Here is a 23,869-nt window from a genome sequence, read left to right as displayed (position 1 = left end):
TCATGCCGCACGACATAAGCTTGGAGTCTCGCATTTCGACCGAGGACCTGACCGTCGCCATTGAAAGCGCGGAGGCAGCGCTTCGGAACCGCCAGCAGCCGGACGGGCATTGGGTCTTCGAATTGGAAGCGGATGCCACGATTCCAGCGGAATACGTGCTGCTTGAGCATTACCTCGATCGCGTCGATCCTGAATTGCAGTCAAAAATTGGCGTCTACCTGCGCCGCATCCAGGGCGAGCATGGCGGCTGGCCGCTGTATTACGGTGGCGACCTCAATATTTCGGCGAGCGTCAAAGCCTATTTCGCCCTGAAGGCGATCGGCGACGATGCGGATGCGCCGCATATGGTGCGTGCCCGCGCCGCCATCCTGGCCGCCGGCGGCGCCGAGCGCACCAATGTCTTCACCCGGATCCAGTTGGCTTTGTTCGGCGTCGTGCCCTGGCGGGCCGTGCCCGTCATGCCCGTGGAAATCATGGGCCTGCCGCGCTGGTTTCCGTTTCATCTCCTCAAGGTCAGCTATTGGTCGCGCACGGTGGTGGTGCCGCTGCTGGTGCTGATGGCCCTCAAGCCGCGTGCCCGGAACCCCAAGGGCGTGTCCATTGCCGAGCTGTTCGTGACGCCGGCCGAGGAAGTGACGGACTGGATTCGTGGCCCCTATCGCAACGGCTGGGGCCGCTTCTTCAAAGTGGTCGATTCGGTGATGCAGCGGGCCGAGCCCCGCTTCCCGAAGAACCGGCGCCAACGCCATATCGAGGCGGCGGTGCGCTGGGTGGGGGAGCGGCTGAATGGCGAGGACGGGTTAGGTGCGATCTACCCTGCCATGGCCAATACGGTGATGATGTTCGACGCGCTGGGCTATCCGCCCGAACATCCCGATGCCGCCGTCGCCTGGCTGTCCGTGCGCAATCTCGTCACTGACAAGGGTGAGGAGGCCTATGCCCAGCCCTGCTTCTCCCCGATCTGGGACACTGGTCTCGCGGCGCATGCCATGGTCGAGGCGAATGGGCCGGGCACGGCAGAGCTGGAAGAGGCCTGCGCCTGGCTCAAGGGCCGCCAGATCACCGAAGTTCGGGGGGACTGGGCCGAGATGAAGCCCGACGTGCCGCCGGGCGGCTGGGCCTTCCAATACAACAACGACTTTTATCCCGATGTCGATGACACGGCCATGGTCGCGATGTTGCTGCACCGCAATGGCGCGCCGGAGCATGCCGCATCGGTGGAACTCGCCCGCCATTGGGTGATCGGCATGCAGAGCCGCAATGGCGGCTGGGGCGCCTTTGACGCCGATAACAGCCACGACTTCCTCAATCATATTCCCTTCGCCGATCATGGCGCGCTGCTCGACCCGCCGACTGCCGATGTCACGGCGCGCTGCGTGTCCTTCCTGGGCCAACTGGGCCATGTCGAGGATGCCCCGGTGATCGCGCGCGCGATTGCCTATCTGCGCATGGACCAGGAGGAGGCGGGCTGCTGGTTCGGCCGCTGGGGCACCAATTACATCTACGGCACATGGTCCGTGCTTTGCGCCCTCAACGCTGCCGGCGTGCCGCATGACGAGCCCATGATCCGCCGCGCCGTGAACTGGCTGCTCGCCAAGCAGCGGCCCGAGGGCGGATGGGGTGAGGATTGTGCGAGCTTCGAGGGTGCGCCGCCCGGCGAATTTACCCAGAGCCTGCCGTCTCAAACAGCCTGGGCCGTGCTTGGCCTGATGGCCGCGGGGGAGGCGGACCATGAGGCTGTCGCGCGCGGCATCGCTTGGTTGACGTCGCAGCAAAAGACGGACGGCGAGTGGGACGAAGCGCCCTATAACGCGGTTGGTTTCCCGCGTGTCTTCTACCTTCGCTATCACGGCTACCGGCTGTTCTTTCCACTGCTGGCCATGGCGCGGTATCGCAACTTGCAGCAGGGCAATTCCCGCCAGGTCTCCTGGGGGTTTTGAGTTTGGAGTCGTGGGCCGGCGAGAGGTTTACAAACTCACCTTCACCCCCCCTGGCTTGATGCGCTGGGCTAAGGACGGGGGATCTATGAGCGCCGGTGGATCCGCGTATCAAGTGCGCGGATGACGATATCGGTTGATTGGCCTTGTCGATCCGAAAAGGTCCACTCGAAGCCAGTCTAGTCCAAACTGGGTCGGTCGTGTTCGTCCCCCACTTCCAGATAGTTTGTCTTGATGTCCTCATCGTCTCGAACACAGAGCATGTTGATTGAGACTACGTTCTGGTCATAGAGATGCTGCTGGAAATTGCGGAAGTTTTCCGGCGAAAACAGCGCTGGCAGATGCCACCACGCCCGATAGCCCAGTTCGCGTACGTAGCGGATCAGTGACGCCGATTTCTCCAGATCCTCGCCCGGATCGTTTTCGAGATAAAGCTTGGGCCGCAGCCGCTTGATGGTGTCCGCGCCGCCGCGAAGCACCGCTTCCTCCATCCCCTCGACATCGATCTTGATGAGGTCGAGCCGCTCAAGGGCCAGGGAATCGATTGTCACGATATCGACCCGCTCGCGACCCTCGGCTTTGAGCGCGATGCCGCCGAAATTTGCATACGCGCCGACCGGCGGAGGGGTGACCCACATCACGTCGGGGGTGGCGCCCATGCCCTGCTGCCGGGCATGCACATTGGAGACGGCATTCAGGCACGTTCGAGGCGCGGATGGATCGCATGGCGGCTGCTGCCGGGCATGCACATTGGAGACGGCATTCAGCGCCATATTGGCACACAGCAGCTGGAACACCGGCCGCTGCGGCTCGAAGGCGTAAATGCTGCCGGTGGCTCCGACAATCTTGGACATATGAAGCGTGTGCGACCCAATATTCGCGCCGGCTTCGACAACCACATCGCCAGGCTTGAGCAGCTGGCTGAAAGCCTTGCCCTCCTCCGGGCAGTATTCGCCGTAAGCCTCCAGGCAGCGGCCGACGAAGCGGTCGAGCGCGGGATAGAGCATCAGGCCGTGGCGTGTATGCGTAAGTCGCACTTCGGGGGAGAGGAATTCCAGGACATCGCTCATGGCAGATCCTATACCGCGCAGGCGTTAACAAAATCCGATGTCCGTCCCTGGCGTGGATATGCTTTTTCGATTCGCGAAGGAACTACCTTGATCTGGAATCGTATCGGACTCGTCGTCGGGATGCAGTCAGAAGCGCGGATCGCCAAACGTGCGCGCAACGGTGTCGTCGGTATCGGTGGCGGCCTGTCAGCCGGCGCACGGCAGGCGGCGGAGCGGCTGGTTGATGAGGGGGCCACGGCCCTGATCAGCTTCGGCCTCGCCGGCGGGCTCGACCCCGCCCTCATGCCCGGCGCGCTGCTGGTGCCGGCCTCCGTGCTGTTCGACGGGCGGCGCTTCCATGCCCATCCCCGCACCATGAATGCCCTGTCGGGCCTGCGCGTGCGTACGCTGTTGGCGGGGGAGGCGATCGTCGGCACGGCCGCCGAAAAGGCGCGCCTCTGGCATGAGACGGGGGCGTCGGCGGTCGATCTGGAAAGCGGCGTGGTGGCTGAGGTCGCCGAGGAACGCGGCCTTCCCTTCGCCATGCTGCGCGCCGTGTGCGATTCGGCGACGCGCGATCTGCCGCCTGCGGCGGTGGAGGCGCTGGATTCCCAAGGGCGTGTGGCACCTATGAAAATGGCGGTCATTCTGGCCCGCCATCCTCATCAGATCTTGCAACTCATCGGGCTCGGGCGAGACGCCGCCCGCGCCCGCAAGGCTTTAGTCGGCGGTGCCGAGAACCTCGGGCGCCTTGGTCGCGCCGCTGCGGGTGACGCGCACCTTGGGGTCCTTCTTTAGGCTCTCCATCTTCTCCTCCACGTGGCGGCTGAAGACGTAATCGGCGGGGCGCTGATGCTCCAGGGAGATTTCCTCCGCCATGGCGCCTTCCGTCCGAGGGCCGAAAATCGCCGACTTGATGTAATTGAGCGGATGCGCAACCGCCTCGCGAACGGCTGAGGCTTCATAACCAGAGTGGACCATGCAATCGGCACATTTTTCGTAATTGCCGGTGCCGTATTTGTCCCAGTCGGTCGAGGCCATCAACTCGGCGAAGGTCTTGGTATAGCCTTCGCCGAGCAGATAGCAGGGGCGCTGCCAGCCGAAGACATTGCGCGTCGGCTTGCCCCAGGGCGTGCAGGCAAACTTCTGATTGCCGGCCAGGAAGTCCAGGAACAGCGCGGACTGGTTGAACTTCCACTTCTTGCCCTTGCCGAGTCGGAAGATGCCCCGGAAGAGGTCCTTCGTCTTCTGGCGGTTCAGGAAGTGCTCCTGGTCGGGCGCGCGCTCATAAGCGTAACCAGGGGAGATCATGACGCCGTCGATGCCCAAGGCCATCGCATCGTCCATGAACTTGCCGACCCGCTCGGGCTGCGCGCCATCGAACAGGGTGGTGTTAATGCAAAGGCGGAAGCCAGCATCCTTCGCCTTGCGGATGGCATCGACCGCAATATCGAAGACGCCGCCCTGGCTGACGGAGACGTCGTGCATCTCCTTGTCGCCGTCCAGATGAACGTCCCAGGCGAAGTTCTTGTGCGGCTTGTACTGCTCCATCTTTTTGTCGAGGAGCAGGGCATTGGTGCAGAGATAGATGAACTTGCCGCGCTTCAGCAGACCCTCGACGATGCGGGGCATGTCCTTGTGCAGCAGCGGCTCCCCGCCGGCGATGGCGACCACGGGCGCGCCGCATTCATCGGCGGCCTCCATGCATTCCTCGTAGGACAGGCGCTGGTTGAGGATCGGCGCGGGGTAATCGATCTTGCCGCAGCCATTGCAGGCGAGGTTGCAGCGGAACAACGGCTCCAGCATCAGAACCAGGGGATAGCGTTTGCGGCCCAGCATATGCTGCTTGAGGACGTAAGCGCCGACGCGGATGGCTTGGTTGAGCGGAACACCCATTAGCTGGTCAGCCTCCTAGATTCGCTGCATCTTGCGCGGCATCTTACGTGGATCAGGCAACATCCGCCACTTCGGGCGGCAGGCGGAAACGCACGTCTTCCGGCACGCCGGCCAGCAATCCGACATCGACATCGCCGAACCGGCGAAGACCGTCCAGCACACCCTGAACAAGCACCTCGGGCGCGGAAGCGCCAGCGGTGACGCCCACGGTCTGCACGCCCTCGAACCACTCCGGCTTCAGGCCGAATTCATCGTCGATCAGATAGGAGGTGCAGCCCAGTTCCTCGCCCAATTCCTTGAGCCTGTTGGAGTTGGAGCTGTTCCGCGATCCCACCACCAGGATGACCTCGACCTGCTGGGCGAGGTCGCGCACCGCTTGCTGGCGGTTCTGCGTCGCATAGCAGATATCGCGCACATCCGGCCCCTGAATGGTCGGAAACCGGGTCTGAAGGGCCTGGATGATGCCGCGCGTGTCATCGACCGACAATGTCGTCTGGGTCACATAGGCAAGCTTGTTTTCATCGGCGACGTCGAGCGTGGCGACATCCTCGGCGGTCTGGACCAGATGAACCTTCGCCGGAATTTGGCCGATCGTGCCCTCGACCTCGGCGTGACCGGCATGGCCGATCAGCACGATTTCACGGTCTTGGGACGCATAGCGCCGGCCTTCGGCATGGACCTTCGCCACCAGTGGGCAGGTGGCGTCGATCACCGGCAGGCCGAGCGCGATCGCGTCGTCCTGCACCTTGCGGGCAACGCCATGCGCGCTGAACACGGTGATGGCGCCCTCGGGAACCTCGGACAATTCATCCACGAAAACCGCGCCACGCTTGCGCAAATCCTCGACGACATGGCGGTTGTGGACGATCTCGTGGCGTACGTAGATCGGGGGACCGTATTTCTTCAGTGCCCGCTCCACGATATCGATCGCTCGGACGACACCGGCACAAAAGCCGCGCGGCTGGGCCAGAAGGACGCGCATGATCTCAGCTCATCTCCATTCGGCGGGCGGGCAACCAGAAGACACTCGCAACGCCTTCTTAACACGGGATACGCATTTGGCGCCTCCAGGGCAACTTTTTGCTGCGACTGCTGCCAATGCGGCATCGCACCGACCCTAGGCGCGGGCAGAGAACCGCTTCGATCTCTTGTTTTGTATCACATCTTCGTTACAAACGGCGCCACGGACGTCGCTGCCGCGTTGTCATTGAGGAGTGACAGGGGTGTTCGCAGGGTATCTAGGCCCCCAATTCGGTTCACGCGCGCCGGTTCGGCGTTGCGGGACAACACGCTCAAAGGGGGCCGGCAGTTGAGCCGGAGCATTATATGACATTGGTTTCAAGGCGCATCCTTATGGCGGCTGGTCTCTCAGCCGGAATGTTGCCGGGATTCGCCCGTGCCCAGACAGTCGCCGCACCGGCGGCGGCTGATGCCGCCACCCAGCCCATCATCGCCTTCGATGCGGCACTCCTGAACGTCATGAAGGCGGGCGGGGCCGTGCCGTTTCCGCAGCGGTTTCAGATGCTGGCGCCGGCCGTCGATGGCGTTTTCGACCTTGAGCGCATCCTCCGCGTCTCGGTGGGATCGTATTGGGAGAGTTTGCCCGCGGCGCAGACGGAGAAGCTGGGGCAGGTGTTTCGCAGCTTCATCATCGCGACGTATGTGTCCAATTTTCACTCCTACAGTAATGACTTGATCCAGGTCGCACCCGGAACGCGCCCAGTCGGCGCCGATCAGATCGTGACGAGCACGTTCCAGAAAGCGGGGGCCGAACCGCTTCGGATCGACTATGTCATGAGCCAAAGCCGTGGAGGCTGGAAAGTGCAAGACATCCTCCTCGACGGTACGATAAGTCGCGTTGCGGTCCAGCGCTCGGACTTCTCGAACCTGCTCGCGCGCGGCGACGCCACGCCGCTCATCGCGAGCCTCACGCAAAAAGTCTCCGTCCTGTCGGACGGTACGATCGTTTCTTGAGACATAGGGAGCCGACTTGCCCATTCTCGCCGAGATAACCGCGACCTTTGCTGGAGTCGGACTCGTGCAAGCGGGGCTCGCGGTCGGCGCTTTGAAGAGGTTCAACCGGCAACCGCGCGTCACGCGGGCGGACCGGCCGCCGGTGACGATCCTCAAGCCCTTGAAGGGTGATGAGCCTTTGCTGGAGGAAGCGCTCGCGTCCTTCTGTACCCAGAGCTATCCCGACTATCAGATCGTTTTCGGCGTGCAGGACGCTGCCGATCCGGCGATCGCGGTGGTCGAGAAGCTGCGGCTGTTATTCCCCCAATGCGACATCACCCTGGTGATCGATCCCACGCAGCACGGCGGCAATGGCAAGGTCGCCAATCTCATCAATATGTGGCCGGCGGCGCGGCATGATCTCATCGTCCTGGCCGATTCGGACATCCACGTCACGCCGAGCTTCCTCGACAGGATGGTCACCGATCTCGCCGAGCCGCGCGTCGGTGTTGCGACGGCACTATATGCCGGCGTGGTGGGTGGGGGCAGCCTGGCTGCCCGGTTTGGCGCGGCACAGATCAACCATATCTTTCTGCCCGGCGTGCTGGTCGGTCGTATGATTGGGCGAGAGGATTGTCTTGGTGCGGCGATGGCGATGTCGCGTGCGACGCTTGCCCGCATCGGCGGCTTCCCGGCCTTGCTTCCGCATCTGGCCGATGATGCGGCGATCGGCCGTCTGGTCCACGCCCAAGGACTGAGCGTGGCATTGGCGCCCACCCTTGTGCTCACCACGGTCGCGGAGACGACGTTGCGTGAGTTGTTCAGACATGAACTTCGCTGGGCGCGCACGATAAGGGCCCTCGCGCCTGTCTCCTATGCAACGTCATTGCTGCAATACCCGGTGTTTTGGGCCATGGTGACAGTGCTATTGGGCGAGTTTCGCCTTTGGTCGTGGCTCGTCATAGGTGTTGTCTGGCTCGCGCGGGTAATGGAAGCGCGGGCGATGAGCCATCAATTGGGGCGCGGTGGGTTTTCGGGTCTTCTGCTGCCGCTGCGTGAACTACTCTCGGTTGTGGTTTTGCTGTCGAGCTATTTCGGCAACCGGGTGGTGTGGCGTGGTCGGGTGATGGAAGCGGCAGAGAGTGGCAGCAGGACACGCTTGGACAAGACACATCGTCTTTCTCGGGATATTAAGCAGGCATGATGATGAAGACATTGTTCCTTCAACCTCCCTCCTTCGATGGTTTCGACGGGGGTGCGGGTTCGCGATACCAGGCGCGTCGGGAGATTAAGTCCTTCTGGTATCCCACGTGGCTGGCGCAGCCCGCCGCCATGGTTCCCGGCAGCCGCCTGATCGATGCGCCGCCTGCCCGGATGGGCATGGGCCCGATCCTGGAAGACGTGATGAATCGCGACCTCGTCGTGATCCATACCTCCACACCCTCTTTCGCCAATGACGTGAAGGTCGCCGAGCAGCTCAAGGCCGCCAACCCGAAGCTGATCATCGGCTTCGTCGGCGCCAAGGTTGCCGTGCAGCCGACCGAAAGCCTCAACGGCGGCGCCGCCATCGATTTCGTGGCGCGCAATGAGTTCGACTTCACCATCAAGGAAATCGCCGAAGGGCGGGACTTCGCCGAGGTCGATGGCATTTCCTACCGCAACGCCGCCGGCGTGATCGTCCATAACAAGGACCGCGCGGTGCTGGAGGATATGGACCAGCTTCCCTTCGTGACCGATGTCTACAAGCGCGATCTACGGATCGAGGATTATTTCATCGGCTATCTGCTGCACCCCTATGTGTCGCTCTACACCGGGCGCGGTTGCAAATCCCGCTGCACCTTCTGTCTGTGGCCGCAGACGGTGGGCGGACACCGCTATCGCGTCCGCAGCCCCGAACATGTCGCGGCCGAAATCCGCCAGGCGAAGATCGACTTCCCGCAGGTTCGGGAATTCTTCTTCGATGACGACACATTCACCGACAATCTGCCCCGCGCCGAGGCGATCGCGCGGGAATTGGGCAAGCTGGGCGTGACCTGGTCCTGCAACGCCAAGGCGAACGTGCCGCGTTCGACGCTCAAGATCCTCAAGGAAAATGGGCTGCGGCTGCTGCTGGTCGGCTACGAAAGCGGCAATCAGCAGATCCTGCACAATATCAAGAAGGGCATGCTGGTCACCACGGCCGAGCAGTTCACCAAGGATTGCCACGAGCTTGGCGTCAAGATCCATGGGACCTTCATCCTCGGCCTGCCGGGCGAGACGCGTGAGACGATCCAGGAGACGATTGAGTTCGCCACCCGGATCAATCCGCATACCATCCAGGTTTCGCTTGCCGCGCCCTATCCAGGCACCGCGCTCTATAAGCAGGCGCTGGAGAACGGTTGGCTCGATGTCGAACATGCCGAGCTGATCGATGAGAGCGGCATTCAGATCGCGCCGCTGAACTATCCGCATCTCGGCCACGCGGAGATCTTCGCCAATGTCGAGGTGTTCTACAAGAAGTTCTATTTCCGGGCACCGAAGATCGCCGCCATCGTGGGCGAGATGGTGGTGAGTCCGCAAATGATGGTGCGGCGCCTGCGTGAGGGTATGGAGTTCTTCCAGTTCCTGCGTGAGCGGAAACAGGTCGCGGCCTAGACGCAGGCGAATGGCGGATTACGCTGTGCTTTTCCGCCCCTTGGATCGGATGTAGGGCGGAAAAGCGCAGCGTAATCCGCCATCTTCAGGGCCGCCGCCCCCATGCCCGTCATTGTCTCGGCTGATGATTTCGGCCTCTCCGTCGCGGTGAATGAGGGTGTCGAGCGCGCGCATCGCGACGGCATCCTTTCCACCGCCAGTCTGATGGTGGCGGGGGACGCAGCGGCGGATGCCGTTCGCCGGGCGCGCGCCATGCCGGGCCTTCGGATCGGGCTTCATCTCACGGTCATCGAAGGTCCCGCCGTTCTTCCGCCGACGGAGATCGCCGGCCTTGTCGATGCAACCGGCCAATTTCCCTCCGACCAGCTTCGTCTCGGCCTCCGCTACGCCTTCAATCCGCTTGCGCGGCGAAAGCTGGAGCGCGAGATCGCGGCGCAGTTCCGCGCCTTCGCGGCGACGGGCCTGCCGCTCGATCACGCCAATGCCCATAAGCATATGCATTTGCATCCGACCGTCGGGCGGCTGTTGATCGAGGCGGGTAGGGCGCACGGACTGCGCGCCATCCGCGTTCCTGCCGAACCTGCCCGGGTGATGGCGGCGCTGGGCGTCCCCCAGGGTTTGGGCCCGCGCACCTTACTGCAATGGACGCGGCTGCTGCGGATGCAGGCCCGCCGCGCCGGCATGATCACCAACGACCATGCCTTCGGCATCGCCTGGAGCGGCGGCATGACGGAGGAGCGGGTGATGCGCCTGATCGCCCACCTGCCGCCGGGCTTAAGCGAAATCTACTTCCACCCGGCCGCCGGGCGGGATCCGCTGCTGGATCGGCTGATGCCCGGTTACGCGCATGAAAGCGAGTTGGCGACGCTGCTCAGCCCCCGCGTCCGCGCGGCGTTGGCGCGCTCTGCCGTGGCCGAGACGACGTATTCGGACAGGCTCGCGTTGACATGATCCCGGCGGGGCTTAATGGTCCCGCCGCTTCGCGCATGGAGACTATAATGACGGCGACTCTGGCCACGACGATCGACGCCCTGTGGGACCGCCGGACGGAGGTCTCCTCCGCCAGCAGAGGCGCCGATCGTGATGCCGTGGACGATGCGCTCGGCCTGTTGGAAACCGGTGCTGAGCGGGTCGCCGAACCGACCGCCGCCGGCTGGCAGGTCAATCAATGGCTCAAGAAGGCCGTGCTGCTTTCCTTCCGCTTGAACGACTCGCATCCGATGCCGGGCGCCGGCGGCGCGCCGGTTTTCGACAAGGTGCCGATGAAGTTCGAGGGCTGGGGCGATAACAGCTTCGCGGAAGCCGGATTCCGCGCTGTGCCGGGCGCCGTGGTCCGCCGCTCGGCCTATATCGGCCGCAACGTCGTGCTGATGCCCAGCTTCGTGAATGTCGGCGCCCATGTCGCGGACGGCACCATGATCGACACCTGGTCCACGGTCGGAAGCTGCGCCCAGGTCGGTCGCAACTGCCATATCAGCGGGGGCGTCGGCCTCGGCGGCGTGCTGGAGCCGCTGCAAGCCAATCCCGTGGTGATCGAAGACGATTGCTTCGTCGGCGCGCGTTCCGAAGTCGCCGAAGGTTTCATCGTCGAGCGTGGGGCCGTGATCTCCATGGGTGTGTTCCTCGGCGCATCGACCAAGATCATCGACCGGGCGACCGGGGAGATCTTCTATGGCCGTGTGCCGGCCTATTCCGTCGTTGTGCCCGGTACCCTGCCGGGCAAGCCGCTGCCGGATGGCAGTGCCGGCCCATCACTCGCCTGCGCCGTCATCGTCAAGCGCGTCGATGCGCGCACGCGGGAGAAGACCTCGGTCAACGAGCTTTTGCGGACGTGACGGATGCGGCGACCCTGACGGACCCATTGCCCCTGGCGCAGCGCCTCATTCGCTGCGCCTCGGTCACGCCGGCCGATGCCGGCGCGCAGGATGTGCTGGCGGATGCCCTCGATGCTCTGGGGTTCACCGTCCATCGGCTGCCCTTCGGCACCACGCCGAACCTCTATGCGCGGCTTGGCACGGGCGCGCCGCATTTCTGTTTTGCCGGCCATACGGATGTCGTGCCGGCGGGTGAGGGGTGGCGCCACGACCCCTTCGGCGGCGTGGTCGAGGACGGTATCCTGTATGGCCGAGGCGCCTGCGACATGAAGGGCGCCGTCGCCGCCTTCGTCGCCGGCGTCGCCCAAGCGCGCATCGCCGGAATGCTGCCGGGCTCGGTTAGCCTGCTGATCACGGGTGACGAGGAAGGCCCCGCGACGGACGGAACCGTGCGTGTGCTGGATTGGATGCGCGATCATGGTGAGGTGCCGGACTTCTGCCTGGTGGGCGAACCGACCAATCCCGATGCTCTGGGCGAGGTCATCAAGATCGGGCGGCGCGGCAGTCTCAGCGCGACCGTGACGGTGCACGGCGTCCAGGGTCATGTTGCCTATCCCCATCGGGCGGATAATCCGATCCATCGGCTGATCGGCCTGCTGCAGGCCATGCTGGCCGAGCGACTGGATGAGGGCACCCGGTGGTTCGAGCCTTCGGGGTTGCAGATCACCACGGTCGATGTCGGCAATCCGGCCGGCAATGTTATCCCGCCGGCGGCGACGGCGAAGTTCAATATCCGCTACAATGACTCGCATGATGCGGTGTCGCTGAAAGCCTGGATTGCCGGCATGGTGGCTGCGCATGCGCCCGACGCCAAGGTCTTGGTACACGTCACCGGGGATAGCTTCCTGACAGAGCCGGGACCGCGTATCGCCAGTTTGGCCCGCGCTGTCGCGGAGGTTTTCGGCACCACCCCGCGCCTCGATACCGGCGGCGGCACCTCCGACGCGCGCTTCATCACCGCGCTATGCCCGGTTGCCGAGTTTGGGCTGGTGGGCGCTTCGATGCATATGACGGATGAACGGACGAGCGTCGCTGATCTTCGCGCCCTGGCGGCGGGCTATTGCGCGGTGCTGGGCCGTTTCCAGTCGTGAGACCGCGAAAGGGTGCCGTTCCATGGCGAATAAGATCAGCCGCGTGAAAACCCCGCGCGCCAATCTGCTGCGCGGCGTGATCTTGCTATGCCGGGGCAAGGCCGCAGGCTTCTCCGAAATCGGGGCGGGGCCGCAAGACTTTCTGTCCAGCCTCGCGCCGATGATCGCCTTTCCGCTGGTTGGCACCGTGCTCATGCTGTCGAGCGGCCGGTGGCGTGAAGCCGCGACCGATTTCATGGCCGCCCTCTGCGCCGTTCTGGCTCCGCCTGTGCTGTCCTACGTTCTGGCCCGCCGCTGGGGGCGGGAGGAGCAGTGGTTTCGCTTCGCGACCGCATTTAATTGGTGCCAATGGGTGCTGCCACTCCTGGTGTCGCTCTTGGTTCTCACCTCCGGCGTCATGGTCCAGGGCGGGTTGTCGCCAAAGGCGTCGATCGGTCTTCTCGCCTGCATCCTGCTCGCCTATGCCTTCTGGCTGCATTGGTTTCTGGCCCGGCACGGGCTGGATCTGTCCAAGGGTCGCGCCGCACTGCTGGTCTTCATGGTCAATCTCGGCACCATCATCCTGGTCGCCGGTCCGCAATTGGTTCAATTGTATCTGTTCGGCAGCCACGCCGCATGAGGCAGGGGCTGCGACTGGTCGGCGGCGAAATCGCTGGGAGCCTGCGGGGGATCGCGGCACTGACTTTCGGAAAGGCCGCCGGCCTGCGCGCTTTCGGCAACGACCTAGGGGTCGCGCGGCGCAGCTTCGTTACACCTTTCTTCGCCCTTCCGATCTTCGTCGTGTTGCGGTTCGTGGACTGGGTTGGCGGCACCGCCCCTTTGGAGGGTGCGCATGCTTTCGCCCTCGATCTGCTGACCTTCATCATCGGATGGGCGGGCTTCGCCCTGATTTCCCGCCCTCTGGTGCGGATGCTGGCGCAGGAGCGGGACTGGCCGCGCTATATCGCTGTCTGGAACTGGTCCAACGTCGCTCAGTATTGCCTGCTGCTGGTGACGTCTTTGCCGGTCTTGTTCCACGCCCCGGCAATGGTGGCGGAAACCATCGCTCTGGTCGGTTTCGGCTGGGCTCTGTGGCTGGAATGGTATGTGACCAAGCTGAGCCTGGATGTCACGCCGACATCCGCTGCCCTGATTGTGGCCGCGGATGTCGGTCTTGGCGCCGTTTTGTCGCTGCTGACGCTGGTGCCGTTCAACAGCCTGTCGTTGTGACCTGACGCATCAGGTCCAGTCGCTGCCGCCGCCGCCGCTATCATCCCAGCCGCCGCCGCTGTCATCGGGGGCCGAGGTGTCGGGCGTATCCTGCCAGCCGCTTTGATCCGCCGCACCGGCGCCTTGGTCAGGCACCGTCTGCCAGCCGGTTTGGTCGCTACCACCGGCGCCCCAGCCGCTCTGGTCCGCGCCGCCGCCACCCCAACCGCTTTGCTCCGCACCGCCGCCACCGAAGCCGCCGGTTTCGGCACTTCGATTGGAGAACAGTCCCTCAATCGCATTGGCGGCCAACATGCCGCCGGCGACACCGGCGGCCGTCGTCATGGCCGAGCCGAGGAAGCCGCTGCCGCCGCGCTGCGCCATCATCGGTTGCTGGGCGTAGCCCTGCTGATAGCCAGGCGCGCCACCAAAGCCCGGCTGCTGCTGGGCATAGCCTTGCTGCTGATAGGGCTGTGCATACGGCGCCTGCTGCTGCTGGCCCGGGGGGGCGCCGAACAGCCGGCTGAAGAAGCCACCGCCTTGTGCCTGGGGCTGACCCGGCACGCCGCTTTGCTGAACCGCCGCGAGCTGCTGCTCCATCGATTGCATGCGATGGGCGGCATTGGCCAGCGCCTGTTCCTGCCCGAAGGCGAACTGCGTCATCCGGTAGCGGGCTTCCGGATATTGCTGGAACAGGCTCGCCAGATGCTGATCCGCTTCGGGGTCGAGCGGTGGCAGCGGGGCGGCGGCCGTTGCGGGGACGGAGCCGCCGGCGGGCGAGCCGGCGACGCGCTGCACGAAGCGGGCGATGACGTCGCGTTCCTCGGGGGTCATGGGTCGGGTTCCAGATGAATGGGTAGGACAGACTTGGGTAGACTCAGTGGCTTGTCTATCGCGAGAGTGTAACCTTAACGAAAAGACAGTTCCTGGTCAGACGCGATGCAGTCCGAGGCGTGGCCACTCGATAGCCGGGCAGCGGTCCATGATGACCGTCAGGCCGGCAGCGCGGGCTTCGGCGGCGGCGGCATGGTTGATGACGCCGAGCTGCATCCAGATCACCTTCGCACCGAGGCGGATGGCCTCCGTCACGACAGGGCCGACCTGATCGGAGGCCCGGAAGATATCGACGATGTCGAGCGGTGCTGCTTGGTCTAGCGTCGCGACGACGGGCTTACCGTGAATCTCCTGCCCGGCGACGCCCGGGTTGATCGGCGTGACATCGAAGCCGTGCCGCAACAGAAAGCCCATAACTCCATGGGACGGGCGCTCCGGCTTGGGGGAAGCGCCGACCAAGGCCACGCGTCGATAGCGGGTGAGAGCGTCACGGATTTCAGCATCGATCCTCGCGCCGGTGGCAACGTGGCTTTCGATCGTCGGATTGTCGCTCATGACCTGCTCATTGAGTCTAAAGGAGTAGTAGTGGTGTTGAATTTCGGCGGAATTGTGCTTGCTGAATCATCGTGCCGGCGCCAAACTCAATTTGCTGGATTTGATGGCAGGATGGTCATTTTTTCAGCAGCCAAGTTTAGGGAGACGTCCGCCGCCTGACCCTGAAGGGCCATGGACGGCTTGGCCGCAAGGTGGCCGTCATGCGCAGGGGCTGCCAAATCAGCCTCTGCTCATGATACAAAATCCAAAGTTTATTTAGCATTGAACCGTCTGTGTAACGTCGGAATGCGCAGCGCATCCCGCCATCAGCCGCCGTGTCGCCTATGTGGTATGGGGCTACCACATGGCAAAATCCTTGACCTTCTCAGGGGCGGAGGCCATAAGCCGCCCATTCTACAAGGAACTGAGTTCGGATGAAGACGACCCTCTCGCTGAAGCCCGCCGAGGCTCGCAAGAATTGGGTGCTCATCGACGCGGAAGGCCTGGTTCTTGGCCGCCTCGCCGTCGTGATCGCCCAGATGCTGCGCGGTAAGCACAAGCCCCAGTTTACGCCGCATGTCGATTGCGGTGACCATATCGTGGTCGTCAACGCCCGTAAGGTCGTTGTCACCGGTAAGAAGGCGGAGCAGTCGCTCTTCTACTATCACACCGGCTATGCCGGCGGCATCAAGAGCCGCAGCATCGGTCAGCGCCTTGCCAGCGAGCACCCCGAGCGGGTGGTCGAGAAGGCGGTCGAGCGCATGATCACGCGCGGGCCCCTGCAGCGCGCCCAGATGCGGCACCTGTATGTCTATGCCGATGGCGAGCATCCGCATGCTGGTCAGCAGCCCGCGCCGCTCGATGTCGGTGCCATGAACTCCAAGAACCGGAGGGTCTGATTATGTCAGAGACCGAGACCAGAACCCTCGCCGACCTCGCCAGCGCGCCGATCGTCACCAGCGCCGAGGCCGAAACCATCCGCGTCGAGCCGAAGCGTGATGCCTGGGGCCGTTCCTACGCCACCGGCCGCCGCAAGGAAGCCGTCGCGCGCGTTTGGATCAAGCCGGGCAAGGGCGAGATCACCGTGAACGGCAAGAAGGCCGCGCAGTATTTCGCGCGTCCCGTGCTGCGCATGCTGATCACCCAGCCCTTCCTGGTGGCCGATCGCTACAACCAGTTCGACGTCGTCTGCACGGTCGTCGGCGGTGGCTTGTCCGGCCAAGCTGGCGCGGTGCGCCACGGCATCAGCCGGGCACTGACCTATTACGAGCCCGACCTGCGTGGCATCCTCAAGGTTGCCGGCTTCCTCACGCGCGACAGCCGCACCGTCGAGCGTAAGAAGTATGGCCGCGCCAAGGCCCGCCGGAGCTTCCAGTTCAGCAAGCGCTGATCACGACGATGGCGCTGCCAACCATCTTCATCGATGGCGAGGCCGGGACCACCGGTCTCGGCATTCGGCAGCGCCTTGCCGGCCTTTCGACGCTCGCCTTGCTCAGCATCCCTGCCGCCGACCGGAAAGATCCGGCCGTGCGGCAGGCGCTGATGCGGCAGGCGGATCTCATCATCCTTTGCCTTCCCGACGACGCGGCCCGCGAGGCCGTGGCACTCGCCGATGCTCTTGGGGAAGACGCGCCGCGTATCCTCGATGCGAGCAGCGCCTATCGCACCGCGCCCGACTGGGTCTTCGGCTTTCCCGAATTGACCACCGCGCAACCAGACCTTATCCGCGCCGCACGCCATGTCTCCAACCCCGGCTGCTACGCGACCGGCGCCATTTCCTTGCTGCGCCCCCTTGTCGATGCCGGGCTGCTGCCGGCTGATGCGCCGATCACGGTCAATGCCGTCAGTGGCTTCAGCGGCGGTGGCCGCAGCATGATCGAGGCTCATGACACGACCGGCGGCCCGCCGTTCGAGCTTTATGCCCTGGGGCTGGAACACAAGCATGTGCCGGAAATCCAGCATCACGCTGGCCTGACGCAGCGGCCATTGTTCGTGCCCTCGGTCGGTCATTTCCGCCAGGGCATGCTCGTCTCCATTCCCCTGCATCTGGATGCCTTGCCCGGCCGCCCCTCCGGCGCCGATCTCGCGGCGGCGCTCGCCGCCCATTACGCAGAGGCAGCGGGCATTACGGTTTCGGCCGAGCCCGTAACGCGCCTGGAGCCGGAAGACCTCAACGACACCGACCGCATGTCGCTGCATGTTCTGGCGAACGAAACCTATCGCCAGGCGGTGCTGGTGGCGCGCCTCGACAATCTCGGCAAGGGTGCCTCCGGCGCTGCGGTTCAGAACCTCAAGCTGATGCTGGGCCTGGCCGCGTGAGCGGGGGCGTGATCCTCCCCTTCGAGGGGGTCACGCCGCGTATTCATCCCGAGGCGTGGATTGCTCCAACGGCGGTGGTGATCGGCGATGTCGAGATCGGGCCGCAATCCAGCATCTGGTTCCTCTGCGTCCTGCGCGGCGACACCAACCATATCCGCATCGGCGCGCGCACCAATGTGCAGGACGGCTCCATTCTGCACGTCAATCATGTCACGTTTCCGTGCATCCTTGGCAATGATGTCACCGTCGGCCACGCGGCGATCGTTCATGCCTGCACGATCGAGGATGGCGGCTTCGTCGGCATGGGTGCGACCGTCATGGATGGCGCTGTCATCGAAAGCGGCGGCATGCTGGCGGCCGGCGGCCTTTTGGCACCGGGCAAGCGCATCGGCCGGAACGAGCTTTGGGCCGGCGCGCCCGCCCGCCTCGTGCGGGTGATGGACGCCGAGGAGCTTGCCCGATTTGCATCGACGGCCGCGCATTACGTGGAACTCTCCGCCCGCTATCGCTGAGCCCTATTTCGGCCGCGCATCTGAATCCTCTCGTCCTGCGTTAAGGGATCAGAACGTTTGGGGATCGTTGGGACATGATGCGCTTCGGAACTTTGATGGGGGCTTGCGCCCTCACCCTATTGGCAGGCTGCGCCCTTGAGAACCGCTTGCCGGACACGGCCATGATGCCTTCGGGTTCATTGGGCACCAACGGCGATGTCGATGTAAGGTCGCTCCAGGTCGCCGCCTATTCCTTCGGCCATTACGATGAGATGATGGGCAACCCCGCCATGGCGGCGAATGCCGTCGCGGCGGTCGATTACATGGGCGGAAAGCTCAATACCTCTCCGCGCTGGACCAATATGCCGGGCCTGTGGCGCGCGCAGATTTTGCAGTCGCGTGAAATTCTGCGCGATGTCGTGGGCATCAGCCCGACCGCGCCGTCCCAGGCCGTAGTCGATGACATGCTGGCTCTGGGCAAAGCCTATCAGGCCGGTGATCAGGGTGCCGTGAACCAGCTGCTTGCGTCGCCGATCTTCGCGGTGCCTCCGGCGGAGGTCGCGCGGCGTCTGGCCAATATCCCGGAGTTGCCGGTGGTCAATAATGCAACGACCCATGCCGCGCAGTTCGAGTTCGACTTCACCACTGTCAGCGGCTGATATCCAACCGCTGAGCGGACCAGGGTTTGGGACGCCTTGTCCCCAACCCTGGCTCCGCTATACAGCCCGGATGGACCTCAAAGAACACATCCGGGCGATCCCTGATTTCCCGAAGCCCGGCATCCTTTTTTACGACATTTCCACGCTGTTGCGGCATGCCGAGGCCTGGCAGGTGGCGATGGATCGGATGGCCGAGCGCATCGCCTTCTATAAGCCCGATTATCTGGCGGGCCTCGAAAGCCGGGGCTTTCTGTTCGCCGCACCGCTCGCCCTCAAGCTCCGCTGCGGGTTCCTGATGCTGCGCAAGCCGGGCAAGCTGCCGGGCGATGTCGTCGGGTTGGATTACGCCTTGGAATACGGATCGGATCGGATCGAAATGCAGGCGGATGCGGTCGAACCCGGCGCGCGCGTTCTGGTGGTCGATGACCTGCTCGCTACGGGCGGGACCCTTGCTGCGGGCATCCGATTGCTGCGGTCTGTGGGCGCCGAGGTTCCGGCCGCCATGACCCTGATCGAACTGACCTTCCTCGAAGGGCGCAAGCGGATTGAGGTGCCGTTCGAATCTCTCCTGGCTTACGATTCGTAAGTGGTACGCCGGGTCATGCTGATGTCCCGAACCCTTCTTCGACGGCGGGCCATTTTAAGCCTCCCGGCCCTCGCTTTGCCCTTCGCCCTGCCACGGGACTTTGCGCGCGCCGCGACAGTTGCCGAGCCGAACGGTTTCCCGAATGGCGTCACCTTCGTCACCAGCGGCCCGGCGCATGGCTATATCGCCGGCTGGGCCAAGCTGCTGGCACCCCATCTTCTCTCAGGCCTGCCCGAGAATGTGCCGTTCCAGTTCGCCGATATCGGCGGACCGGATGGCGTGACAGTCTCGAACGCTTTCGGAACGCGCATCGCACCGGACGGCGCGACGATGATGTTTGCGCCCGGTGCCGCGTTCCTCGCCTGGCTCGAAGGCGACAGTCGCGTCACCTACGATCCCTGCCATTGGATCGCGACGGTCACCGGCATGACGCCGGCCGTCATGCTGACCTCGGGCACCCTTGATCGCGCCAAGACCGGGCATCCGCTCCGGCTTGGCGCCTCCAACCCCATCGGGCCGGAGCTTGCGGGCTTCCTCGCGCTCGACCTGCTGGGCATTCCCACGGTGCCGGCCTTCGGCTTGTCCGAGCCCGCGAGCATTGTCGACGCGTTGCGACGTGGCGTGATCGATGTCGGTTTCGTCAGCGCACCCAAGATGCATGACATCCTGCAAGCCGCCGCCGCAGTCGGCGTGCAGCCGGTGTTCGCCACGGGCGTGCAGACCGGTGACGGCATGACGGCGCGCGATCCGCAACTGCCCTCTGTTCCAACCTTGATCGAGCTTGCGGCCGCGCGGAATGTGGCCCTGGTTCCGGACGATCGGCTGGTGAGCTACCAAGCCGCCGCCACGGCCGCCGGGCTATGCTTCGCGGCCGTCCTACCGGATTTGGTGCGGCCGTCCACCTTGGCCGAGTGGCGCCGTGGCGCGGGTGAGATCGGCGACAGTCTGTCTGTTTCAGCGGTGACGACGACTCAGGGTGTGTCACTGCTGACCGGCCCGGCCGCGACGGACTTGCTGACGCAGGTCACGGGATCGGCGCCGGCTGTGACCAAGCTGCGCCGCACCATGATGCAGCGCTATGGGTGGAAGCCGATTTAGGCTCTCCCACGTCATCCCCCGATCAAGTCGTGGGATGACGGAGGTGGGATGGGGGATCGTTTAAAGAGGCGGGTAATTAAGCCTTCTTTTTCTTCGGCTTCTTCGCCGTGGCAGCGGGTGCCGGAACCTCGGGCGCTTCCGACGTCTCATGATGTTTCGCCATCGGCGTCTGCAGGTCTTCCCCCTGATCGCTCATCAGCCCAGGGAATTCACCGAGATTTTCCTGGATCGAGGCTTCCTCGACGCCAACCGGCGCGGTGGGATCGATACCGGCAGCGATGGGGTTTTCGATCTGCCCGGTGGCCCCGCTCGCCTCCATGGCATCCAACTCGCGCGCGCGCTCCCAATAATCCGCGTCGCGTCCGTGCGGCTTGCCTTCGCTTTCCCACAGATGATAGGCGCGCTCGCGAATGCGATGCTCGCGCTTGGGATCGAACTTCAGGGGATTGTCGGACATACGATTCTCTATCCTTGTCTGTCGCTGATCGCAGGCTGTGCGCACAGGCGATCGGTGCCCATGGAAATGGTGCCCCGTGCCCGACCCGTCAAATCACGCACCCCGGAAGCGGGGCTGTTTCCATTATGACGCCAGATTATCGTTTCGAGGGAATGAATATGACCTCGTAACGATACTGATTACATATGGATCGCGTGACCCTCAACCGCGAAGGCGGCTTCCTTGACGGCTTCGCTCAGCGTCGGATGGGCGTGGCAGATGCGGGAGACGTCCTCGGCTGAGGCGCCGAATTCGATCGCCGTGACGAGTTCCGCAATCAGCGTGCCCGCGTCCGGCCCGATGATATGGGCACCGAGCAGTTTGTCGGTGGTCTTGTCGGCGAGCAGCTTCACATACCCGTCGGTATTCCCCATCGCCCGCGCGCGGCCATTGGCGGTGAAGGGGAACTTGCCGCTGGTATAAGCGACGCCCTCAGCCTTCAGCTCATCCTCGGACTTGCCGACGCTCGCGACCTCGGGCCAGGTATAGATGACGCTCGGGATGGCGCCGTAATTCACATGGCCCGCCTGGCCCGCCAAGATTTCGGCGATGGCGACGCCCTCGTCCTCGGCCTTATGAGCGAGCATCGGCCCAATCCGGACATCGCCGATGGCATAGATGCCCGGCACATTCGTCGCATAATGGTCATCGGTCCAAACCCGGCCACGCTCGTCAAGCTGGACGCCCGCTTCCGTCAAACCAAGGCCATCGACGAAAACGCGGCGACCGATGGCCAGCAGCACGACATCCGCCTCGATCGTCTCGGCCTCGCCGCCCTTTGCGGGTTCGACCATCAGCGTCACGCCGCTCTCGCCCGTCATTGCCCTGGTCACCTTGGAACCGAGGCGGAACTTGAGCCCCTGCTTCTCCAGGATGCGCATGAAGTCCTTGGCGACATCGGCGTCGAGCGTCGGCACGATGCGTGGCAAATACTCGATCACCGTTACCTCGGCGCCGAGGCGGTGCCAGACGCTGCCGAGTTCCAGGCCGATGACTCCGGCGCCGATCACCACCAGGCGCTTGGGGACTTCGGACAGTTCCAGCGCGCCGGTCGAGGTCACGATGCGCGTTTCGTCTACCGGCACGCCGGGCAGGGGGGTGCTCTCACTACCCGTGGCGATGACGATGGATTTGGTTTCGTATTCGGTGCCGGCGACGGAGACGCGGCCGGTGCTGAGGATGCGGCCCTCGCCCTTGAGCCAGGTCACCTTATTCTTGCGGAACAGAAATTCCACGCCCTTGGTATTGGCTTCGACGACGTCGCGTTTGCGCGCATGCATCTTGGCGAGATCGAGGGTGATGCCCGCGATCATGACGCCATGATCCGCGAAGCTCGTTGCCGCGTCATGGAAGTTCTCGGAGGACTGGAGCAGCGCCTTGGACGGGATGCAGCCGATATTGAGACAAGTGCCGCCCAGCGTCTCGCGCTTTTCGACGCAGGCGACCTTCAGGCCGAGCTGCGCCGCCTTGATGGCGCAGACATAGCCGCCAGGGCCGGAGCCGATGACGATCAGATCGAAGGTATCAGCCATCTCAATTCTCCGCCGCGTGGATCGCCGGCACGTCTTGGATCGTTACGGTGGAATGCGCTGCGCTTTTCCACCCGACAGGCTCGTAGGGCGGATGAGCGCAGCGTTATCCGCCGTCTAAGCCATTAGAGTCCGAGCAGAAGCCGGCGCGGATCCTCGATCGATTCCTTGACGCGGACCAGGAAGGACACGGCTTCCTTGCCATCGACGACCCGGTGATCATAGGTGAGGGCCAGATACATCATCGGCCGGATCTCGACCTTGCCCGCAATGGCGATCGGCCGATCCTGGATCTTGTGCATGCCAAGGATGGCCGACTGCGGCGGGTTGATGATCGGCGTCGACATCAACGAGCCATATACGCCGCCATTGGTGATGCTGAAGCTGCCACCCGTGAGTTCGTCGAGCTTGAGCTGGCCATCCCGCGCGCGCTTGCCGAAATTCGCGATGGTGCCTTCGATCTGCGCGAAGTTCATCTGGTCCACGTCGCGGATCACCGGCACCACGAGGCCGTTCGGGCCACCGACGGCAATGCCCATATGAACGTAGTTCTTGTAGACGATGTCATCGCCATCGACCTCGGCATTGACGGCCGGGAATTCCTTCAGCCCTTCCACGCAAGCGCGCACGAAGAAGGACATGAAGCCCAGGCGGACGCCGCCGTTCTTCTTCTCGAAAGCGTCTTTGTAGGACGCGCGAAGCGCCATCGTCGCGGACATATCCACCTCGTTGAAGGTGGTCAGCATAGCGGCCGTGTTCTGAGCTTCCTTGAGGCGGCTGGCGATGGTCTTGCGCAGGCGCGTCATCTTCACGCGCTCATCGCGCGCACCATCCACCCGCGCCGCTTTTGGCGCGGCCGCGACGGCCACGGCGGCCGGCGGCTTGGCGAGGAATTCGAGCACATCGCCCTTGGTGATGCGGCCATCCTTGCCGGTACCCGCGCCGACACTGGCGGCAGCAACCCCGGCCTCAGCCATCCGTTTGGCGGCGGCCGGAAAAACGTCTGAAGGCGGTGTCGCAGGGCGCGCGACTGGGCCGCTGGCGCGCGGCGGCGGGTTCACGCCCGCATCCGGGTTCGCGGCCGGCTTGACGGAGGGCGTGACCGCGCCGGTGGAAATGGCGCCGAGCACGGCGCCGACTTCGACTTCGGCCCCATCGGGCACGGCAATCGCGGACAGCGTGCCGCTCGCCGGGGCATTGACCTCGACCGAGACCTTATCGGTTTCCAGTTCCAGCAATGGCTCGTCGGCGGTGACCGCATCGCCCTGCTTCTTCAGCCAGCGGGAGACGGTGGCGGTCGTGACGCTTTCACCCAGCGTCGGCACCACAATGTCGGTCGTGCCGGTCGCGGCGGCAGGCGCGGGTGTCGGCGCGGAGGGCTCGGGTGCCACAGCAACGGGCGCAGCAGTGGGTGCTTTCTTCGCGGATGCAGCCTTGGCGGGGGCTGGGGCTTTGCCGGCGACGCCGCCGACCTCACCCAACACGGTACCCACTTCAACTTCGGCGCCATCCTTATGCAGGATCGCGCTCAGCACGCCGGCGGTCGGCGCATTGACCTCGACCGTGACCTTGTCCGTCTCCAGTTCCACCAGGGGCTCGTCCGCCGCAACAGTGTCCCCCTCCTGCTTAAGCCAGCGGGCGATGGTCGCGGAGGTCACGCTTTCACCAAGCGTGGGAACCAAAATCTCGGTCGGCATCGTC

General features: G+C 64.1%; 25 protein-coding genes and 1 pseudogene. 17 read left to right on the top strand and 9 right to left on the bottom strand.

Annotated features, from left to right (window positions below):
* Nucleotides 1-2 precede the first annotated feature (2 nt).
* Nucleotides 3-1,940 carry a squalene--hopene cyclase gene (gene shc, locus QP803_RS13160; RefSeq protein WP_284943926.1) on the top strand — a complete coding sequence of 646 codons (1,938 nt, stop codon included), beginning with the start codon at nucleotides 3-5 and terminating at the stop codon, nucleotides 1,938-1,940.
* Between the two features lie 176 nt (nucleotides 1,941-2,116).
* On the opposite strand, the gene QP803_RS13155 is transcribed toward shc, so the two are convergent.
* Nucleotides 2,117-2,944: an FkbM family methyltransferase gene (locus QP803_RS13155; RefSeq protein WP_284943925.1), complete on the bottom strand. Its 828-nt coding sequence runs from the start codon at nucleotides 2,942-2,944 to the stop codon at nucleotides 2,117-2,119.
* 150 nt (nucleotides 2,945-3,094) lie between these two features.
* Here QP803_RS13155 and QP803_RS13150 point away from each other — a divergent pair, with 150 nt between their 5' ends.
* A complete protein-coding gene (locus QP803_RS13150; protein ID WP_284943924.1) occupies nucleotides 3,095-3,784 on the top strand; it encodes a phosphorylase family protein in 690 nt (229 codons plus the stop codon).
* Here QP803_RS13150 and hpnH read toward each other — a convergent pair.
* Together hpnH and ispH are read right to left on the bottom strand one after the other, a co-directional pair.
* Complete coding sequence (hpnH, locus tag QP803_RS13145; RefSeq protein ID WP_284943923.1) at nucleotides 3,707-4,882, bottom strand: adenosyl-hopene transferase HpnH; 1,176 nt, start codon at nucleotides 4,880-4,882, stop codon at nucleotides 3,707-3,709. The two genes, QP803_RS13150 and hpnH, sit on opposite strands and share 78 nt — an antisense overlap.
* Nucleotides 4,883-4,934: 52 nt before the next feature.
* Nucleotides 4,935-5,864 carry a 4-hydroxy-3-methylbut-2-enyl diphosphate reductase gene (gene ispH, locus QP803_RS13140; RefSeq protein ID WP_284943922.1) on the bottom strand — a complete coding sequence of 310 codons (930 nt, stop codon included), beginning with the start codon at nucleotides 5,862-5,864 and terminating at the stop codon, nucleotides 4,935-4,937.
* Between the two features lie 371 nt (nucleotides 5,865-6,235).
* Here ispH and QP803_RS13135 point away from each other — a divergent pair, with 371 nt between their 5' ends.
* The 8 genes from QP803_RS13135 to QP803_RS13100 all read left to right on the top strand — a co-directional run bounded on the left by QP803_RS13135 (nucleotide 6,236) and on the right by QP803_RS13100 (nucleotide 13,643).
* Nucleotides 6,236-6,856, top strand: coding sequence for an ABC transporter substrate-binding protein (locus QP803_RS13135; RefSeq protein WP_284943921.1), 621 nt, complete (start codon nucleotides 6,236-6,238; stop codon nucleotides 6,854-6,856).
* 16 nt (nucleotides 6,857-6,872) lie between these two features.
* A complete protein-coding gene (gene hpnI, locus QP803_RS13130; protein WP_284943920.1) occupies nucleotides 6,873-8,039 on the top strand; it encodes a bacteriohopanetetrol glucosamine biosynthesis glycosyltransferase HpnI in 1,167 nt (388 codons plus the stop codon).
* Nucleotides 8,039-9,469, top strand: a complete 1,431-nt coding sequence (hpnJ, locus tag QP803_RS13125) for a hopanoid biosynthesis associated radical SAM protein HpnJ (RefSeq protein ID WP_284947910.1) — start codon at nucleotides 8,039-8,041, stop codon at nucleotides 9,467-9,469. Before hpnI ends, hpnJ begins: the two co-directional genes overlap by 1 nt.
* 102 nt (nucleotides 9,470-9,571) lie before the next feature.
* Complete coding sequence (gene hpnK / locus QP803_RS13120) at nucleotides 9,572-10,420, top strand: hopanoid biosynthesis-associated protein HpnK (RefSeq protein ID WP_284943919.1); 849 nt, start codon at nucleotides 9,572-9,574, stop codon at nucleotides 10,418-10,420.
* Nucleotides 10,421-10,467: 47 nt separating this feature from the next.
* Complete coding sequence (dapD, locus tag QP803_RS13115) at nucleotides 10,468-11,304, top strand: 2,3,4,5-tetrahydropyridine-2,6-dicarboxylate N-succinyltransferase (protein WP_284943918.1); 837 nt, start codon at nucleotides 10,468-10,470, stop codon at nucleotides 11,302-11,304.
* Nucleotides 11,301-12,434 (top strand): succinyl-diaminopimelate desuccinylase, encoded by a 1,134-nt coding sequence (gene dapE / locus QP803_RS13110; RefSeq protein ID WP_284943917.1) that lies wholly within the window; start codon nucleotides 11,301-11,303, stop codon nucleotides 12,432-12,434. The genes dapD and dapE overlap by 4 nt, the downstream gene beginning before the upstream one ends.
* Nucleotides 12,435-12,456: 22 nt before the next feature.
* A complete protein-coding gene (locus QP803_RS13105) occupies nucleotides 12,457-13,053 on the top strand; it encodes a hypothetical protein (protein ID WP_284943916.1) in 597 nt (198 codons plus the stop codon).
* Nucleotides 13,050-13,643: a hypothetical protein gene (locus QP803_RS13100; protein ID WP_284943915.1), complete on the top strand. Its 594-nt coding sequence runs from the start codon at nucleotides 13,050-13,052 to the stop codon at nucleotides 13,641-13,643. Before QP803_RS13105 ends, QP803_RS13100 begins: the two co-directional genes overlap by 4 nt.
* Before the next feature lie 9 nt (nucleotides 13,644-13,652).
* On the opposite strand, the gene QP803_RS13095 is transcribed toward QP803_RS13100, so the two are convergent.
* Nucleotides 13,653-14,456: a DUF2076 domain-containing protein gene (locus QP803_RS13095; protein WP_284943914.1), complete on the bottom strand. Its 804-nt coding sequence runs from the start codon at nucleotides 14,454-14,456 to the stop codon at nucleotides 13,653-13,655.
* Nucleotides 14,457-14,552: 96 nt separating this feature from the next.
* Nucleotides 14,553-15,011, bottom strand: a complete 459-nt coding sequence (locus QP803_RS13090; protein ID WP_284943913.1) for a CoA-binding protein — start codon at nucleotides 15,009-15,011, stop codon at nucleotides 14,553-14,555.
* Nucleotides 15,012-15,424: 413 nt separating this feature from the next.
* On the opposite strand from QP803_RS13090, the gene rplM reads away from it, so the two are divergent.
* From rplM to QP803_RS13055, 7 genes are all read left to right on the top strand, one after another.
* Nucleotides 15,425-15,889 carry a 50S ribosomal protein L13 gene (rplM, locus tag QP803_RS13085; protein WP_284943912.1) on the top strand — a complete coding sequence of 155 codons (465 nt, stop codon included), beginning with the start codon at nucleotides 15,425-15,427 and terminating at the stop codon, nucleotides 15,887-15,889.
* Between the two features lie 2 nt (nucleotides 15,890-15,891).
* Entirely contained in the window at nucleotides 15,892-16,380 is a 489-nt protein-coding gene (gene rpsI / locus QP803_RS13080) for a 30S ribosomal protein S9 (protein WP_284943911.1), read from the top strand.
* On the top strand, nucleotides 16,380-17,309 hold the full coding sequence (argC, locus tag QP803_RS13075; RefSeq protein WP_434082920.1) for an N-acetyl-gamma-glutamyl-phosphate reductase: 930 nt from the start codon (nucleotides 16,380-16,382) through the stop codon (nucleotides 17,307-17,309). Before rpsI ends, argC begins: the two co-directional genes overlap by 1 nt.
* 8 nt (nucleotides 17,310-17,317) lie before the next feature.
* Complete coding sequence (locus QP803_RS13070) at nucleotides 17,318-17,821, top strand: gamma carbonic anhydrase family protein (RefSeq protein WP_284943909.1); 504 nt, start codon at nucleotides 17,318-17,320, stop codon at nucleotides 17,819-17,821.
* Between the two features lie 74 nt (nucleotides 17,822-17,895).
* Nucleotides 17,896-18,459 (top strand): hypothetical protein, encoded by a 564-nt coding sequence (locus QP803_RS13065; RefSeq protein ID WP_284943908.1) that lies wholly within the window; start codon nucleotides 17,896-17,898, stop codon nucleotides 18,457-18,459.
* 70 nt (nucleotides 18,460-18,529) lie between these two features.
* Nucleotides 18,530-19,045 carry an adenine phosphoribosyltransferase gene (locus QP803_RS13060; RefSeq protein ID WP_284943907.1) on the top strand — a complete coding sequence of 172 codons (516 nt, stop codon included), beginning with the start codon at nucleotides 18,530-18,532 and terminating at the stop codon, nucleotides 19,043-19,045.
* A 21-nt stretch (nucleotides 19,046-19,066) separates the two neighbouring features.
* Entirely contained in the window at nucleotides 19,067-20,143 is a 1,077-nt protein-coding gene (locus tag QP803_RS13055; protein WP_284943906.1) for a hypothetical protein, read from the top strand.
* 76 nt (nucleotides 20,144-20,219) lie between these two features.
* Here QP803_RS13055 and QP803_RS13050 read toward each other — a convergent pair whose 3' ends face one another.
* The 4 genes and pseudogenes from QP803_RS13050 to QP803_RS13035 form a co-directional block, all read right to left on the bottom strand.
* Complete coding sequence (locus QP803_RS13050) at nucleotides 20,220-20,600, bottom strand: DUF2934 domain-containing protein (protein ID WP_284943905.1); 381 nt, start codon at nucleotides 20,598-20,600, stop codon at nucleotides 20,220-20,222.
* A 179-nt stretch (nucleotides 20,601-20,779) separates the two neighbouring features.
* Complete coding sequence (gene lpdA, locus QP803_RS13045) at nucleotides 20,780-22,171, bottom strand: dihydrolipoyl dehydrogenase (RefSeq protein ID WP_284943904.1); 1,392 nt, start codon at nucleotides 22,169-22,171, stop codon at nucleotides 20,780-20,782.
* Between the two features lie 122 nt (nucleotides 22,172-22,293).
* On the bottom strand, nucleotides 22,294-23,559 hold the full coding sequence (gene odhB / locus QP803_RS13040; protein ID WP_284947909.1) for a 2-oxoglutarate dehydrogenase complex dihydrolipoyllysine-residue succinyltransferase: 1,266 nt from the start codon (nucleotides 23,557-23,559) through the stop codon (nucleotides 22,294-22,296).
* Between the two features lie 96 nt (nucleotides 23,560-23,655).
* A pseudogene (locus QP803_RS13035) lies at nucleotides 23,656-23,865 on the bottom strand (biotin/lipoyl-containing protein); the annotation flags it as partial.
* Between the last annotated feature and the right edge of the window lie 4 nt (nucleotides 23,866-23,869).

This window comes from Acidisoma sp. PAMC 29798 (assembly GCF_030252425.1).
In the GTDB taxonomy this organism is placed as follows: Bacteria; Pseudomonadota; Alphaproteobacteria; order Acetobacterales; family Acetobacteraceae; genus Acidisoma; species Acidisoma cladoniae.
Note: the sequence above shows the minus strand (reverse complement) of the source record. Positions and strands in the feature narration are given on the sequence as shown.